The following is a 16,745-nucleotide window of genomic DNA, read 5'->3' as shown; positions in this document are numbered from 1 at the left end:
ATCTATTCCCCTTCCCGCTTTAAACTATCCTCTGGTAAACAAACGATAAACTTACATCCTCTTTTATTTTCTCGGTCTTCTAATCTCACTTCTCCGCCTAGCTCTGTTACCATTTCATTTATGTAAGAAAGCCCAATACCAGTTGACGGTGTTCCCGTTTGATCATACTTGGAAGTAAATCCTGGCTTAAATACTAATTTCTTATACTTTTGTGCAATACCAGGTCCATCGTCAATTACTTCAAAAAATATATGTTGCTCTCTTTTATATAGCTTAATAATAACGACACCTTTATCTTCAATTGCTTCAACTGCATTCGAAACTAAGTTATTAAAGATTGATAGAACTGTATACACGTGGTATGCAGCATGCTCACCTTCTATATGTTTAGAAAAACGTATATCCTTTTCTAGCATTTCGGCATACTTCTCGTTTATTCTAACAATCATTTCTGCTAACTCATGTCCTTCTACATATTCAGCCACATTTTTATCTAATAACAGTTTAGATAACCCTGCAAATATCCTTTGATTATCCTTTTTTATTTCATGCACTTCCCCTGCTATTTTCAATGCTGTTTTACTACTTGAATCAGCGCTTACTTGTAAATTTCGATATAGTTGATATGCTTCTTGTGTAATTAACTCCGCATTTTGTAACGTCTTTTTCAAATGAACAGATTCTACATATAAATTAGAAAGATGCATTAACATATTTTCATTTTCTTTTCGAACTTGCGATTCTTTTAATTTCGTTTCATATAAATTCATCATATTTAAAAAACCAAGTGCAAAGAAACTACGAAAAATAGCAATAATGATGAGTTTATTTACTTCAGAAATCGTTATTGTTGTACCTAGTACTAACATGTGATAAAACGCAAGTTCTGACATACTTGCAACAATTTCAATTGAAATTCCAAGGCATCCAATAATGATTGGTTTCTGATGGAACTTATTTACCCTGCAAAGCGAAAAAAGACTGCCATAAATAAAATAATAGAAGAACACAGGATAACGCAAATAAAATGATTCTGTCATATGAAATGAACCTTGCATGATCCAATCAAGGCATACTCGGAATAAGACTACAGATATACCAACAAGAATACCTGCAACTCCTGCTGGTACTCTTCTTAAAAATAATAATAAAAAGAAGAATAGCGGTGTACCGAAGCTAACTCGAAACGTATCATTAAAGGGATGAAAGTTCAGCTCCCCAGCAATCGGAACAACGACCATTAATATAATTAAAAGGGACATATCTTTCTTCCATAATTGATTCCAATTCAAAGGTGACACTTCCTATACTTTTTTTCAGTAGTAAAAGCGAAAGCCCGCTTATTGTTATAAACGGGCTTTTTTCTATATTCTAACCTTTTCTACCGCTTTTATTTGGCGATACTCTGGCTTCCACATTGCTTCTTTCACTGCCATCTTAATATCGTTATCACTTAAGTTCACTCTTGCAACACCTTCTGCAACTGCAACTTTAGCTACTTCAATTGCAACCATTTCTGAGATATTACGTAATTCTTCGACCTCTGGTAAAATAGGTGCTCCTGGCTGACTTGTATCTACCATACTTGCAACTGCTTCAGCAGCTGCTGCGAACATTCCATCCGTCATGACGCTTGCTCGTACTACAATTGTTCCAAGACCAAGCCCTGGGAAAATAAGTGCATTATTTGATTGTCCAATCACATACGTTACACCGTTATATGTAACTGGTTCAAATGGACTTCCTGTTGCAACTAACGCTCTTGCTTCTGTCCACTCGATTAAATCTGCTGGTTTTGCTTCAGCAAGTGGCGTCGGATTCGACATTGGTAAAATGATTGGTCTTTCTACGTGAGAAGCCATTTCTTTAATAATCTCTTCTTTAAATGCACCTGCAACAGTAGATGTACCAATTAAAATTGTCGGTTTTACATATTTCACAACTTCAGCAAGTCCGATCACATCATTTTGCTTCCACTCACTTACTTCTGCTTCTTTTCTTGCGTACGGAATTTGGAAATCAAGAAGATCTTCCATATTATCTGTAACTAACCCGTTACGATCAATACACCAGAAACGCTTATATGATTCTTCTTCAGATACGCCTACGCGGACCATCGCATCTCTAACTTGATCTGCGATACCGATTCCAGCCGTACCAGCACCAAATACAACAACACGGTGTTCACTTAGCGGTACACCAGAAGCTTTCACTGCCGATAATACTGCCGCAAGTGAAACTGCACCTGTACCTTGAATATCATCATTAAACGTACAAACATCATGACGATATTTATCTAAAATTTTTCGTGCGTTACGAGAGCTAAAGTCTTCCCAATGTAAAAGTGCTTTCGGGAATTGTTTGTTTACCGCTTGTACAAACGTATCAATAAATTCATCGTAAGCTTCACCTGTTATACGAGGGTGACGATTTCCAATATAAAATGGATTGTTTAATAGCTCCTCACGGTTTGTACCTACATCTAAAATTACCGGTAATACACGACTAGGATCGATTCCAACTGCAGCAGTGTAAACAGCTAATTTTCCGATTGCGATGTTAATACCACCAACGCCCCAGTCACCAATTCCTAATATACCTTCTCCATCTGTTACAACGACTAAATCAATGTTCTCAGCTGTTGCACCGATATTCGTAAATGCTTCTTCGATACCTGATGGATCGTTAATTGATAAATAAACACCACGTGGTTTACGATATTCATGACTATATCTTTGAATTGCTACACCGACAGTTGGTGTATATACAATCGGTAACATTTCACGTAAATGATCTGTTAATATACGATAAAATAATACTTCATTTCGATCATGTAACGCAGTTAAGTATACATTCTTTAATAAATCATCCGGCTGAGAACTAAATTGTTCGTATGCTCGGCGTGCCTGTTCTTCTAACGTTAAAACCGCTGGCGGTAATAACCCTTTTAAACCTAATTCTTCTCTCTCTTCTTGCGTGAAAGCTACCCCTTTATTTAAAAGTGGTGTTGATAATACTTCTGCTCCTCTTAATGTTGTTTCTAATGCACCATTAGAAGCTACTGTAAACTTGCTCATAACATCCCTACCTCTATTCATATATAGCATTTCTATATTGTAAACAAAAAAGAGGGGATTGTCCCCCTCTTCTTTTAATTTTTCTTTAAAAGAGTTGCTCCTGCAATCCCTGGGTGTGTCATTTCGAATGGATCTAGAATTAACTCTAAGTCTTCTTGCGACAATACACCATTTTTCACACAAAGTTCTCGAACGGATTGGCCTGTTGCAATTGCTTCTTTCGCAACGCGAGCTGCTGCTTCATAACCGATATGAGGGTTCACGGCTGTAATAATTCCTACACTTTTCTCAACATACTCTTTTAAGCGATCTTCATTCGCTTCAATTCCTTTTAAGCAATTATCTGTAAAGGCACGGAAACCGTTATTCATAATGCTAATCGATTGAAGTAAGTTGAAAACAAGTACTGGTTCCATAACGTTTAATTCTAATTGTCCTGCTTCTGAAGCAAGGCAAATTGTATGGTCATTACCAATTACTTGGAACGCAATTTGGTTAATAACTTCTGGCATAACAGGGTTTACTTTCCCTGGCATAATAGAAGAACCTGGTTGACGAGCTGGTAACATAATTTCAGCTAAACCAACACGTGGACCTGATGCCATTAAGCGAAGGTCGTTCGCAATTTTAGACATATTCATCATACATACTTTCAGTGCTGCTGATACTTCTGTGTATGCATCCGTATTTTGCGTTGCATCTACTAAGTCTTCTGCACCAACAAGTGGCAGTTCACTAATTGCAGCTAAATGTTTTACAACTGCTTCAATATATTCTGGATCTGCATTTAAGCCTGTACCAACTGCAGTTGCCCCCATATTTACTTCATATAAATGTTGACGCGATTGTTGAATTCGTTTCATATCACGCTCAAGTACGCGAGAGTATGCTTTAAACTCTTGTCCAAGACGAATTGGCACCGCATCTTGTAAATGTGTACGCCCCATTTTAATAACATGGTCAAACTGTTCTGCTTTTAATTCAAATACATCATGCATATAACCCATCGTTTGTAATAAGCCTTCTAATGCATTTAACGTTGCGATATGAATCGCCGTTGGGAATGCATCATTTGTTGATTGGGCCATATTTACATGGCTATTTGGACTAATATAATGATAGTCTCCCTTTTCCATTCCTAATAATTCAAGAGCACGATTGGCAATGACTTCATTTGCGTTCATATTCATTGAAGTACCTGCTCCGCCTTGAATTGGATCGACGATGAAATGATCATGCCATTTTCCATCAAGAATTTCTTGAGCAGCTTCTGCGATCACGCCACCCTTGTTCAATTCCAATCTTCCTACATCTGTATTAGCAAGCGCTGCTGCTTTTTTTACAATTGCGAACGCTCTAATTAAACCTTCATGGATTTTGTATCCTGTAATTGGGAAGTTTTCAACTGCACGCATTGTTTGTACGCCGTAGTATGCATAGTTTGGTACTTCTTTCTCACCTAAAAAATCTTTTTCAATTCGCACACCATTTTTAACTTCAGTTAATGTTGCCATGATTATTCACTCCTTAACGATTTCTTATGCTGCTTTTGTTTCTTTGACTGTTTCTACATATTGTTTTGCTTTCTCATTATCGAATTCGCCTTCCCACTTTGACATAACAATGGCCGCTAATGCATTTCCTAATACATTGACAGATGAGCGAATCATATCTAAAATGCGGTCAATTCCCGCAATTAACGCGATACCTTCTAGTGGTAACCCCATTGAACCTAACGTTGCTAATACAACAACGAACGATGCACCTGGAACTCCCGCCATACCTTTGGATGTTAACATGAGAACGAATAATAACGTTATTTGCTCCGTTAGTGACATGTGTACACCGTACATTTGTGCAACAAACAATGCCGCTAACGCTTGATAAATAGCCGATCCAGTCAAGTTAAATGTATAACCTGTCGGAATTACGAAAGAGGCAACTGCCTTTGGACAACCGAACTCTTCCATTTTTCTCATTATATTAGGTAAAACAGCTTCTGAACTTGCTGTCGTAAATGAAAGAATTAGTTCTTCTTTTAAAATTTTCATTAATGTAAAAATGTTTACGCCAACCATTCGTGCATTAATACCTAATACAATCACAACGAATAGTATAACAGTTACGTATACAGCTAGCACTAGTTTTCCTAAAGGAAGTAGTGTTGCTACACCAAATTTTGCAACCGTAACCGCAATTAAGGCGAATACACCAAATGGTGCAAATTTCATGACTTGATTTGTAACCCAAAACATCGCTTCGAGTACACCTTCAAAGAAGTTAAAGACAGGCTTTCCTTTTTCCCCAATTGCCGCAACTCCTAAACCGAATAATACTGAGAAGAATATAATCGGTAATAGGTCACCTTGTGCAATCGATTCAAATACGTTTTTCGGTACAATGTGAACAATTGTCTCAGCAAAACCTTTCTTCTCTGTTGCATCTGCTGTTTGTTTATAAGAAGAAATATCACTTTGCTGTAAATTACTCATATCAACACCAGTACCTGGTTGGAATATATTCGCTGCAAGTAATCCCATTAAAATAGCAATCGTTGTAATAATTTCAAAATAAAGAATTGTCTTACCACCCAGTTTCCCAAGCTTCTTCATATCTCCTACACCAGCTACTGCAACAATTAATGCTGAAATAACAATTGGTACTACAATCATCTTAATTAAGTGAATAAATATATCCCCAATTGGTGTGATATAAGAAATCGCCGTTTTATTGCCATAAAAGACTGCCCCTACTACAATCCCTAAAACAAGCGCGACAAAAATTTGTGTTGCCAATCCGAATTTTTTCATTTATGATCATCCCCTTCATGCGAACGCTTTCAATTTGAATTTATAAAAGCTACTCACACATCTTATAAGCGAACCTACAAAATCATACAAAAACCTACAAGTTCGTCACAAAAAATTCAAATATTTTTCTTCTTTTTTTCATTGACACCATTTTGTTAAAAAACGATAAAATAAACTTGATAAGTAATCAGATTGTTTCGTATAATCAAAAAGATATATACTTAAAACAAATTAAAATGAAAAGGAGTGGATGGTATGAAAAGTTACGTGAAAAAATTCGTCCTATCTTCTTCTTTTCTTTTTCATTTTCTTAAAAAGGAACAAAGGCATTCGCCTTTGTTCCTTTTTTATTGCGATCTATATAGGGGGAATTGTTATGAGGTCATATAAACGTGTCTTAATTAAATTAAGCGGCGGTGCACTTGCCGATCAAACTGGAAATAGCTTTAACTCCAAACGATTAGAACATATCGCAAACGAAATTTTATCCATTGTTGATTTGGATATCGAAGTATCCATCGTCATCGGTGGCGGTAACATTTTTAGGGGGCATCTAGCTGAAGAGTGGGGAATTGATCGCGTAGAAGCTGATAATATCGGTACACTAGGTACAATCATTAACAGCTTAATGCTTCGCGGTGTTTTAACAAGTAAAACAAATAGAGAAGTACGCGTTATGACGTCCATTCCATTCAATGCAGTAGCTGAACCATACATTCGCTTGCGTGCAGTCCACCATTTAGATAACGGCTATATCGTTATCTTTGGAGGCGGAAACGGGCAACCGTTCGTGACGACAGATTATCCAAGCGTACAAAGAGCTATTGAAATGAATAGCGATGCCATATTAGTCGCAAAACAAGGTGTCGATGGCGTCTTTACAAGTGATCCAAAGCATAATAAATCAGCAAAAATGTACAGCAAACTAAACTATAATGATGTTGTTAGACAAAATATACAAGTCATGGATCAAGCAGCATTACTGCTTGCCCGGGACTACAATTTACCAGCACATGTCTTTAACTTTGATGAGCCTGGAGTGATGAAACGAATTTGTTTAGGGGAGCATGTAGGGACGTTGATTAATGATGATGCTTCATTGCTTGTGCATGAAAAGTAATTAGTTCTCATAAAAAAGGGGTGTCTATAAAAGACCCCCTTTTCTTTAAACTTTATAAATAAAAATCCACCAAACTCGCAAATTTCTCCTTACAACGCTCCCAAAAAGATAACTTCTCAAAAAACTCTTTCGGCATTACTTTCGAATCACGAAAATCCTCTGTTAACACTGTATTAACTTGCGCTACAATAGGACCACCATGAATATAAAAATTCATTTCATCATTTATATTAAAGCTACGCGAAGTAAAGTTTGTTGTGCCAATAACGGTTAATTCATTATCAATAAGCATTAATTTGCCATGGAACATTCCTTTTTTATACCCATATACAGTAATCCCATTATTAACAGCTTGACGTATGTATGGATACGCCGCTTCTTTTATAAGAGGTAGATCTGGTTTATATGACCAAAGTATTTTTACTGTAACACCACGCTTTTGCGCTGCGATTAAAGCATTCATTGATTCTTCATTTTTCGCTATAAAATACGGCGTTGCAATTACAATGGAGTGCTGAGCTTGTTTTATAAGATCTAAATATTTTTCAGCGACGTGATGCCCATTATAACTAACCATAGTATGTAATGTATTCCCTTTACTAGCTTTATTCGTACTTCTCTTTATATCTTCTTTCGTATCTCGTTTCCAATCTAAAGCAAATTGTTCCTCTAAATCTTTTGCACCTTCTCCTTTTACCCGTACATGATAATCTCTCCAGTACCCAAAGTGTTTATCTTTCCCTAAGTACTCATCTCCTATATTAAAACCACCTGTATAACCAATCTCTCCATCAATTGTTGTAATTCGGCGATGATTACGATGATGAAGGGAATAAAACCCGAATGGTAATTCCTGTTTTCTACTATATGTAAAATGCACACCATTTTTCTGTAATTCTTTTTTCATCTTTCTTTCAAATGATAAATCGTTAAGTAAATCGACAGATAAATATACGTTTACTCCTTCTCTTGCCTTTTCTTTTAATAAGTTTAAAAAAGTATGACTGCTTTTATCATCCGATAAAATAAAAAAATAAGTGTAAATAGATTGTTTCGCTTCTTTTATATCAGTAAATAACTGTTTATAAAATGACTTTCCTTCTACATATAATTGAAAATCACTATAATGAGGTGCATACTCTGTTGGCATGTTTTTCCCAATTTCCATTTTCCTACCTAAAGTAACATCAATATGCATACAAATTAAAATAAAAGCGAAAATAGCAATAATAATAGAAGTAACTCGTAATATTTTTTTAATCATTTTGATTTCCTTCCGCTCATTTTTCTTTCCACCCTTCTATTTTGGCATTCAAATTCAGATTTCATGCTTCATACAAAAAAGGATGTGACTTAACGTCACACCCTTTTCATATTAAACAAAGTTTCTCGCATCATTATTTCTTCCAAACTTATAAATAGCAATTAAGAAGAATGCTACCGCAAAGGCGAATAAGATTAAAATGTTTACATACAACTCTGAAAATGGGATTCCTTGCTGTAGTTTTGCTATCGTGTCTAGCAACCAACGCTGCGGAAGGAAATCAGCTACTTTTTGTACCGCTTTTGGCATAATGTCATATGGAAAATAACATCCGGCAAGTAAACAAGTTGGTACAATGACCAGATTTTGCATCGTATTTGCCGATGCTGAGTTTTTCGAAAAAGCAACAAGAACTAATGATATTCCAATCGCTATTAAAGCAAATAGCATGAGTACGCCAATCATCACTATGAAAGGCATATTGATATTCGTATGAAAAACATTCGTTAGGAATAGGTTTGTAATTAGAATTTGTACTGTTAACATCATCATATTTACTCCGACATTAGATAATATAAATCTCTTCCCATCTATCGGTGTTGATAAGAGTCTAAAGTACGTTCTATTTTCTTTTTCTTTTAAAATAGAACCTGATAAGTTCGCTGCTGAAAACAGCATAAACATAATAAGGTAACCCATCGTTTGGTTTGTCATATCTTTATTTTTCGAAGTATCTTCTAGCGTTTCAGTTTTCATCTTAAATGCACTTTTTTGATACCCTGCGTACATAGTATCAAATGTACTTTGATCTGTTCCTGCTACTTTACTAATAGCTGCTACATTATCAATATAGTTATATAAATATGATTTTATAAATACTGTTACTTGATCACCTTTAATCGATGCAATCTCGATATGATTAGTTTTCCCTTCTCGAACACTTTTTGAAAAACCAGAATGTAATGTAATAACTCCATCAAGTTTTTTGGAAGTGAGTTTATCTTCTACTTCCGACTCCTTAACCTTACTCACTTTCACATGATTTAATCCTTCTAAGAACTTTATCGTATCATTTACTATCAGCTCATTTTCCTTATTTACAATCCCGATATTTAACGTGCCTTGCCCCGCATTTCCGTATATCGAAAAAGAGATGAGTGTTCCGATTATCGGCAAACTAATAATAATGAATAACCCTTTTTTATTTTTCAAAAGGACAGATAGCGTTTTTTGTATGAGCCATAAAATATCTTTCATACTATAGCCCCTCCCGTCTACGTAATGCAATAATTGCAATTAATAAAAAGAGTGCTGAAATCCCAAGATTTAAACATATTACTGGCAGTGTCGCTCCTACATCGTTTGCATAAATAATTTTCATGACAGCTGTGTTTGCCCACGTTAATGGTGATAAGTTCGTAACTAAATTTTCTTCTACTACGAAGTATGCACCACCAAAAATAGAAGCTAACTGTATAACAACAAGAATAATTGCTCTCGATGATTCAGCTGTTTTCGTAATATACCCGATCCCTAAACCGAAGCTAATTGCTAGAAAGACTTGTGTTAATAAAATAATAAATATGATTCCAAGGTGGTCGCCCCAATTCGCTTGAAATACAAATTTACTAAATAACATGACAAGTAATACGCAAAGGGCGTTCGCTACTAGGCTACCAAGTACTTTTCCAATAAATATTTCAGCTTTACTTATAGGTGCAGCAATGAGACGATCTCCTGTTTTACGTATGCGTTCTCCTCGGATTAAAGAACTCGCTCCCATTGCAGCATATAATGCAATCATCGTTGTCATTACAATCGCATAGTAATCCATGGAACCTGGTTTTTTCGTAGCTTGTAAGGATGTTTCTTTTATATAATCATTATGATTTCCGTTTGAAATAACTGTGCTCACCTTAGTAGGATCTACTTTTGCAACTTCGGCCGCTACATTGTACTTATCAACAAATGTTGTAAGCATTCCTTCCACAATACTCCCCTCAATACTACTTTTGTCACTTCCGTACAATTTTGCACCATCTTTATTTAACTCTACATAAACAGCATATTTATTTTGCTTCACTTCTTCTTTCCCATCTATACCTTCGGAAGCTTTTTTAAAATGAATACCCGATTTATCGACTTCTTTCGTAAATGCTTCGAACGATTGAGAAAATGTGCTACTCGCTTCATCTTTGTAGAGCACTTGTATATCTTTAATCGCTTGACTATCGCTATCAAATGCATTCGTTAACGCTGTTCCTAACACAAGCATAAGTACAACCGGAAATGCTAACATAAAAACTAAAGTTCTTACGTCTCTGAAATCTCTTTTAATATGCATAACTGCAATATTGAAGATGTTCAATTGATGAACCTCCCTTTACCTTTTCTTCATTTACTTTTTATTTATCTCGTAAGTTTCTTCCAGTCAACGTAAGAAATACAGTTTCTAAATTCGGTGCCTGCTCTTCTAACGAACGAATTTCAATATCGTGATTAATGAAATGCTGAATAATTTTATTTAAATTATTTAATCCTGCATCCGAGTTTACCTTGATTACGTTCTCTTCAATTTGAACAGCTTTCACACCGTTTATCTCTTTTAACTTTTCTACATCTAAATTTTCTACTGACTTCACTTCAATCCAAATATCTTTCGTATCTGTAATAATCGCTTTTAACTGTTCTTTCGTACCTTCTGCAATCACTTTACCGTGGTCGACAATTGCGATTTTTGTACAAATCTCTTCCACTTCTTCCATGTAGTGGCTCGTGTAAATAATCGTGCTTCCCATTTCATTTAATTTCCGAACAGACTGAAGGATATAGTTTCTTGACTGCGGATCAATTCCAACTGTCGGTTCATCCATAATAATTAACTTCGGTCTATGAGCAATTGCACAAGCTATATTCAGTCTTCGTTTCATCCCACCAGAAAAGTTTTTCGGGTAACTCTTATGTTTATCGCTAAGCCCCACAAATTGAAGTGCTTCCTCTACTCTTGCTTTTAGTTCAACCCCTCTTAACCCATACAATCCAGCAAAGAATTTCACATTTTCATAGGCAGTTAACTCTTCATAAATCGCAATATCTTGCGGAACGATTCCGATATTCATTTTTGCAAATCGATTATGTTTCTTTATATTTTTTCCTAGTATGCTAATTTCGCCTTCATTACTTCTTAACAAACCAGCAATCATATTTATCGTTGTACTCTTACCAGCACCATTTGATCCTAAAAAGCCAAATATTTCTCCTTCTTTAATAGATAAAGACATATTATCAACTGCGATAAAATCACCAAATTTTTTCGTTAAATTTTTAATTTCTAATGTATTCATCATTTCACCCCTATTTCGGTTTCTCTGCTATTAGTATAAACAAAAAGAATGAACCTGCTCAGTGCAGAAGTTCATTCTTTTCACATGAGATTATTCACTTTTTTCATATGAGATGGTTCATCTTCGTCCCATTCTCTTATATCGGCAACAACATCGTCACTAAAAAACCACTTGTTCCATCTACAATAATTTTTCCGTTTACAGACGCTGTTCGCTCCTCCATCCCCATAATACCGAGACCTTTCTTAACAAGGGCTGCGCCTTTTCCGTTATCCTTCACTTGCACCTTAACCATCTTGTTAAGTACATGAATATCTATAGAAATAACTGTCGCATCAGCATATTTCATCGCATTTGTTAATGCCTCTGTAACATTTTCACCAATAATTTTCCACTGAATGGGAGAAATCATATCTAAGTTTCCCTTATATACGAAAGGAATGTTTACATCATGCTTACTAGCAAACTCCTCTATGAATAATTTCATACGGTGAATGCCAATTTGCTCAGTTGGTGGCTTCATATTTTTTAATGTAATGCGAATACTTTCAATTCCATCTTTTGAAATGTGAATTGCATTTTGTAATAACTCCGCAGATTTTTCTTTATCTATCCCCATTAATCTCTTTGCTGCTTCCATTTGAATCAATGCGCCTGTCATCGAGTGACCAATTTTATCATGAATTTCTTGTGATAATCGATTTCTCTCTTCTAACTTAAATGTGTATTCTGATTGTCTTATGTACTCTTTATTTTCATGTAAGCTTTTCGTAAGTCGTTGCATATCTTTTCGCATCTTATCATTTTGCGATTCAAGCTTTACTACACGCGATATATATCGATCTGCAATAGTTAAAACGAGAAAAGAAAATGCAACAATTAATCCATAAGTCATTCGAATACTTTCATCTGTAATTGTAATTGGGAGCATCATAATAACAAAGTGTGACCAATTCTTGTCTATGTAATGGAATGTAATTTCGTATAAATTCAAAGGTAAAAACAAAATAAAAAACGGATGAACCCTCCATGTTAATAACATAACTACACTAATTGAAATACAAATCAATATTTTTTTGTACGTATCTTTTTTTAATATAGAGATTAGCACGTTTACAGAAAGATATAAAAGCAAAGCAAATATAACCCATGGTAAGTTCGTAACATTTGAATGTATGTAACTGAACACAATATATATAAAGACAATTAATTTACTTACAGTTAACCAAAATTCCATATCATTAATCTACTTTCCCTGTTAAGTAATAAATCGCAATTTGTGTGCGATGTTCAAGTCCAGTTTTCCCTAAAACTGACGTAATATAATTTGCAATTGTTCCCTCAGATATAAAAAGCTGTTTCGAAATTTCTTTATTTGAGAAACCTTTTGCAATTAATGCGATAATACTAAGCTCTCTTTCAGTAAAAAGACTTTTATCTATTTTACATTCTTCCTCTTTACTTTCCATTAAATTGGACTTAATTTTATCGAGAACTACATCTTGCATAACAGTTTGGCCGTTATATACTCCTTTTATTGCATCACGAATACGCTCCGGATCGTTATTTTTTAATAAATAACCTTTCGCACCGTTTTTTACTGCATCCAAAATATATTCATCATCATCAAACGTCGTTAAAATAAGCGGTTTTGTTTTCGTCTCTTCACAAATGAACTTCGTCGCCTCTACACCGTTCATATTTGGCATACGAACATCTAAAAGAGCAATATCAACTTCATGCTTTTTACAATATGCTACAGCTTCTTCCCCATCATTTACAGTATCTACTACTTCGAACTCTTCGTATGTATTTAAAATAATTTTCATGCCTTCTCTAATAAAAGAGTTATCATCCGCTATTAATATTTTAATTTTCATGTTTGTTAGTATGAATCTTTCCCTACTAACATTCACATCCTTTCTCCGTGTAACATTTCCTACTTGCTCATTATATACTTCTGCTTACCATTTTTTCACACTTTTTTTCATCTAGCTCTTCTGCAAAAAATATATTATTCTTTTTTTACAAAATGTGTAGGGTGACTTATCATTCTTTACGTCTATATAATAGAATGCGTCAAAAAGGAGGGAGAGACCCATTGAGGAAAAACAATTAATTGAAAAAGCACAACAAGGAAGCGAACATGCTTTTCGTGTCCTTGTGCAAACATATCGTCACTATATTTTCCAAGTTATCTTTTCTATTTTAAGACATGAAGAAGATGCGAAAGATGTTACACAAGAAGTATTCGTAAAAATTCACGCCTCTCTCCCACATTATCAATTTCGTGGATTAAAAACGTGGATGGCACGTATTGCCACCAATCACGCTATTGATTATAAGAGAAAGAAAGCTAGAGAAAGTGAAGAACTCTCCTTATGTAAAGAAGCTGAGGAAAATATACAGTCCTCTCATAATATTGAGGCTTTATTATTGACGAAAGAGCAAAAATTACTCATTGCCCAAAAACTGCGAGAACTTCCCGAAAATTACCGTAACGTCATTCTCGCACATTACTTAGAAGAAAAGAGCTATCAAGAAATTGCTTTACAGGAAAACATCGAAGTAAAAACAGTCGAAATGAAACTGTATCGAGCACGAAAATGGATTAAAAAACATTGGAAGGAGGAAGAGTTTCTATGATGCATTATTCAAAAGAAGATTGGCGCAATTATACATTAGATTTTATAGAAAGCAATGAACGTGAATCTATGGAAGAACATCTTTATGAATGTGATCATTGTTTAGCACTTTATATGGAAAGTATTGATGAACAACATGAAAACCTTCCAATGATAAATGATGATTCATTTACGAACGAAGTTATGACGCAAATTAATTTTGAAACACTACAGTCTAATGAAAATATAAAAACAACCTCACTAAAGCGCACGATCATTCACTACATAATTGCGACTGCGGCTACAATTATTTTTATGGTAAGTGGTTTATTTCAGTATATTTTTACAGCGACATCAAATTTAGAGAAATCTTCAAAACATAACGAGTCTTCTATCTCACAACAAATTGTAAACAAATCGGTAGACACATCGAAAAAGGACGGAGGTTCAAAGCATGAATAAAAATCCCTTTTTAGCACTTGTATTAGGGCTAATTCCTGGGCTTGGACATTTATATTTAAAGAAATTTGGACGGTTTATTTTATATAGCGGAGGGGCTGTATTTCTATTTATCTTTGCAGCATTTTGTACAATAGCATTAGGAGCCCGTGATATTGCTTTTCTTTCTCTATTTTTACTAGTCGTGTTATGGGCAATCAATTTATTAGATTTAGTTATCACTATTATTAATCAATCGAAAAAACAAGCTGCCGGAGAATTCATAGAATCCTCTAAAGAGAGCGAACGATTTTATATCATTCTCTTATCCATCATCCCTGGACTTGGCCATTTTCAATTAGGACTTATGCAACGCGGACTTACATTTTTAGTAGCTTGCACAGGAATCGGAAGTATGATCATTTTCGTTGCACTTTTAACATCGCAAGAAAGTTTTCTTATCTTCCTTATTACATTACCTGTTTTATGGATTTACAATTTCTTTGACGTTGTTCAGCAACTCCAGAAAAAAGAACGTGGCGAGCAATTAGATGATCGTACTATTTTCGAAGATTTTGAAGAACATCGAGAGCAGGGAAAGAAAAGTAAAACATTTGCTTCTATTTTAGCGATGTTCCCTGGAGCAGGTCATATGTATTTAGGCTTACAACGCCGTGGTCTTCAGCTTATGGCAGCCTTCTTACTATCTATTTATTTACTCGACTTATTAAGACTTTCTGCATTTTTATTTTTAGTACCAATCATTTGGTTTTATAGCTTTTTTGATGCGTTACAGCAAACAGCAAAATACGGAAAAGAACGAGTTCAAGACGAACCCATTATCGATTATTTTATAAATCATCAAAGATGGATCGGTATCGGATTAATTACACTCGGTGGTTATTATTTATTAAATCAAACAGTCCTTCCTATTTTGAATGATTATTTTGTAACTATATTTAATATTCATCTTAGTGAACTATATTATCGCTATTTCCAAACATCTATCGTTGCGCTCCTTTTAATTGGCGGCGGCTTTAAATTGTTACTTGGAAATAAAGAAAACAAAGGTGGGACAAACGAATGAGGACTTGGCGTGTTGGAACATTCTCAATGGGGCTTTCTATTATATCGTTAGGATGCTTTTTACTATTTTCAGTCGTAAAAGGAATTCAAGTATTAGATACACTAACTGCATGGTGGCCAGTTTTACTCATCATACTTGGAGCCGAAGTTTTACTATACCTTCTATTTTCTAAGAAGGAACAATCATTTATTAAATATGATATTTTTAGTATTTTCTTTATCGGCGTTTTAGGAAGCGTCGGAATTGCTTTTTACTGTTTATTATCAACTGGATTACTAGAAGAAGTTCGTCACTCTATTAACACAACGAGGCAAACGAGTAATATTCCAGACGGACAATTTGATATACCTGAATCTATCAAAAAAATCGTAGTAGATGCAGGACATCAGCCTCTAACGATAGTGGGAAATAATACAAATCAAATTCATCTTTTGGGAACTTATGAAATGACAACGAAAGCAAATGAAAAACTCAATTTAAAACAAGATGATTTCCTTTCAGTTCAAACGGCTGGAGAAACGATGTATATCACTTTAAAATCATTACCTGTTCAGCATACGTTATTTAATTCAGCACCACAGGTGAAACCAACGCTTGTTCTTCCGCAAAATAAAAATGTGGAAATCCGTGCTTCAAATAACGAACTATCTCTTTATCCAGGTCAATTACAAAATAATTGGTTTGTACAGGAAAGCTCAAGAGTGTCTGTCCATCTTGCAAAAGAAAGTGATGTAACTTTAACAGCAATAACGAATCAAAAAGAAATACACGGAAACACACCTTGGGAGCAAGTAGAAGATTTAACGAAAAAAGAAAATAATTCTTCAGAAGAACATCCAGAATTAAACGAGCAAGAACATTGGTATAAAAATTCGATTAAAACTGGAAATGGGACGTACAAGTTAAATATTGAGAAAACTTATAATTTGAATATGAGCGTTATCGAAAAATAAAAAACCTTCCGCAATTGCGGAAGGTTTT

At 34.8% G+C, this 16,745-nt stretch carries 15 protein-coding genes; 5 read left to right on the top strand and 10 right to left on the bottom strand.

Annotated features, from left to right (window positions below; all coding sequences use genetic code 11):
• Nucleotides 1-2: 2 nt before the first annotated feature.
• From BAQ53_RS08500 to BAQ53_RS08485, 4 genes are all read right to left on the bottom strand, one after another.
• Complete coding sequence (locus BAQ53_RS08500) at nucleotides 3-1,301, bottom strand: sensor histidine kinase (protein WP_080345681.1); 1,299 nt, start codon at nucleotides 1,299-1,301, stop codon at nucleotides 3-5.
• Nucleotides 1,302-1,364: 63 nt separating this feature from the next.
• On the bottom strand, nucleotides 1,365-3,077 hold the full coding sequence (gene malS, locus BAQ53_RS08495; RefSeq protein WP_208906714.1) for an oxaloacetate-decarboxylating malate dehydrogenase: 1,713 nt from the start codon (nucleotides 3,075-3,077) through the stop codon (nucleotides 1,365-1,367).
• A gap of 74 nt (nucleotides 3,078-3,151) precedes the next feature.
• On the bottom strand, nucleotides 3,152-4,591 hold the full coding sequence (gene aspA, locus BAQ53_RS08490; RefSeq protein WP_000224200.1) for an aspartate ammonia-lyase: 1,440 nt from the start codon (nucleotides 4,589-4,591) through the stop codon (nucleotides 3,152-3,154).
• Nucleotides 4,592-4,615: 24 nt separating this feature from the next.
• A complete protein-coding gene (locus BAQ53_RS08485; protein WP_000713293.1) occupies nucleotides 4,616-5,887 on the bottom strand; it encodes a cation:dicarboxylate symporter family transporter in 1,272 nt (423 codons plus the stop codon).
• A 376-nt stretch (nucleotides 5,888-6,263) separates the two neighbouring features.
• On the opposite strand from BAQ53_RS08485, the gene pyrH reads away from it, so the two are divergent.
• A complete protein-coding gene (pyrH, locus tag BAQ53_RS08480; RefSeq protein WP_001258266.1) occupies nucleotides 6,264-7,007 on the top strand; it encodes a UMP kinase in 744 nt (247 codons plus the stop codon).
• Nucleotides 7,008-7,059: 52 nt separating this feature from the next.
• Here pyrH and BAQ53_RS08475 read toward each other — a convergent pair whose 3' ends face one another.
• From BAQ53_RS08475 to BAQ53_RS08450, 6 genes are all read right to left on the bottom strand, one after another.
• Nucleotides 7,060-8,271, bottom strand: coding sequence for a phospholipase D-like domain-containing protein (locus BAQ53_RS08475; RefSeq protein WP_208906713.1), 1,212 nt, complete (start codon nucleotides 8,269-8,271; stop codon nucleotides 7,060-7,062).
• 111 nt (nucleotides 8,272-8,382) lie between these two features.
• Complete coding sequence (locus BAQ53_RS08470; RefSeq protein WP_208906712.1) at nucleotides 8,383-9,528, bottom strand: ABC transporter permease; 1,146 nt, start codon at nucleotides 9,526-9,528, stop codon at nucleotides 8,383-8,385.
• Between the two features lies 1 nt (nucleotide 9,529).
• Nucleotides 9,530-10,639, bottom strand: a complete 1,110-nt coding sequence (locus BAQ53_RS08465; RefSeq protein WP_061883988.1) for an ABC transporter permease — start codon at nucleotides 10,637-10,639, stop codon at nucleotides 9,530-9,532.
• A gap of 37 nt (nucleotides 10,640-10,676) precedes the next feature.
• A complete protein-coding gene (locus BAQ53_RS08460; protein WP_001093829.1) occupies nucleotides 10,677-11,615 on the bottom strand; it encodes an ABC transporter ATP-binding protein in 939 nt (312 codons plus the stop codon).
• Between the two features lie 136 nt (nucleotides 11,616-11,751).
• Nucleotides 11,752-12,852, bottom strand: coding sequence for a sensor histidine kinase (locus tag BAQ53_RS08455; RefSeq protein ID WP_208906711.1), 1,101 nt, complete (start codon nucleotides 12,850-12,852; stop codon nucleotides 11,752-11,754).
• 4 nt (nucleotides 12,853-12,856) lie between these two features.
• On the bottom strand, nucleotides 12,857-13,495 hold the full coding sequence (locus tag BAQ53_RS08450) for a response regulator transcription factor (RefSeq protein WP_000694093.1): 639 nt from the start codon (nucleotides 13,493-13,495) through the stop codon (nucleotides 12,857-12,859).
• 283 nt (nucleotides 13,496-13,778) lie between these two features.
• On the opposite strand from BAQ53_RS08450, the gene BAQ53_RS08445 reads away from it, so the two are divergent.
• The 4 genes from BAQ53_RS08445 to exsE are packed head-to-tail and all read left to right on the top strand — an operon-like array spanning nucleotide 13,779 to nucleotide 16,717.
• A complete protein-coding gene (locus BAQ53_RS08445) occupies nucleotides 13,779-14,261 on the top strand; it encodes an RNA polymerase sigma factor (protein ID WP_244161473.1) in 483 nt (160 codons plus the stop codon).
• Nucleotides 14,258-14,701 (top strand): hypothetical protein, encoded by a 444-nt coding sequence (locus BAQ53_RS08440; RefSeq protein ID WP_000972351.1) that lies wholly within the window; start codon nucleotides 14,258-14,260, stop codon nucleotides 14,699-14,701. The genes BAQ53_RS08445 and BAQ53_RS08440 overlap by 4 nt, the downstream gene beginning before the upstream one ends.
• Nucleotides 14,694-15,764 carry a hypothetical protein gene (locus BAQ53_RS08435; RefSeq protein ID WP_208906710.1) on the top strand — a complete coding sequence of 357 codons (1,071 nt, stop codon included), beginning with the start codon at nucleotides 14,694-14,696 and terminating at the stop codon, nucleotides 15,762-15,764. Before BAQ53_RS08440 ends, BAQ53_RS08435 begins: the two co-directional genes overlap by 8 nt.
• The gene (exsE, locus tag BAQ53_RS08430; protein WP_208906709.1) at nucleotides 15,761-16,717 is read left to right on the top strand and encodes an exosporium protein ExsE; all 957 of its coding nucleotides are present in this window, start codon (nucleotides 15,761-15,763) and stop codon (nucleotides 16,715-16,717) included. Before BAQ53_RS08435 ends, exsE begins: the two co-directional genes overlap by 4 nt.
• Nucleotides 16,718-16,745 lie beyond the last annotated feature (28 nt).

Origin of the sequence: Bacillus sp. B25(2016b) (assembly GCF_001679765.1) — a bacterium.
Lineage (GTDB): Bacteria > Bacillota > Bacilli > Bacillales > Bacillaceae_G > Bacillus_A > Bacillus_A thuringiensis_K.
This window is presented reverse-complemented; position numbering and strand designations above follow the sequence as displayed.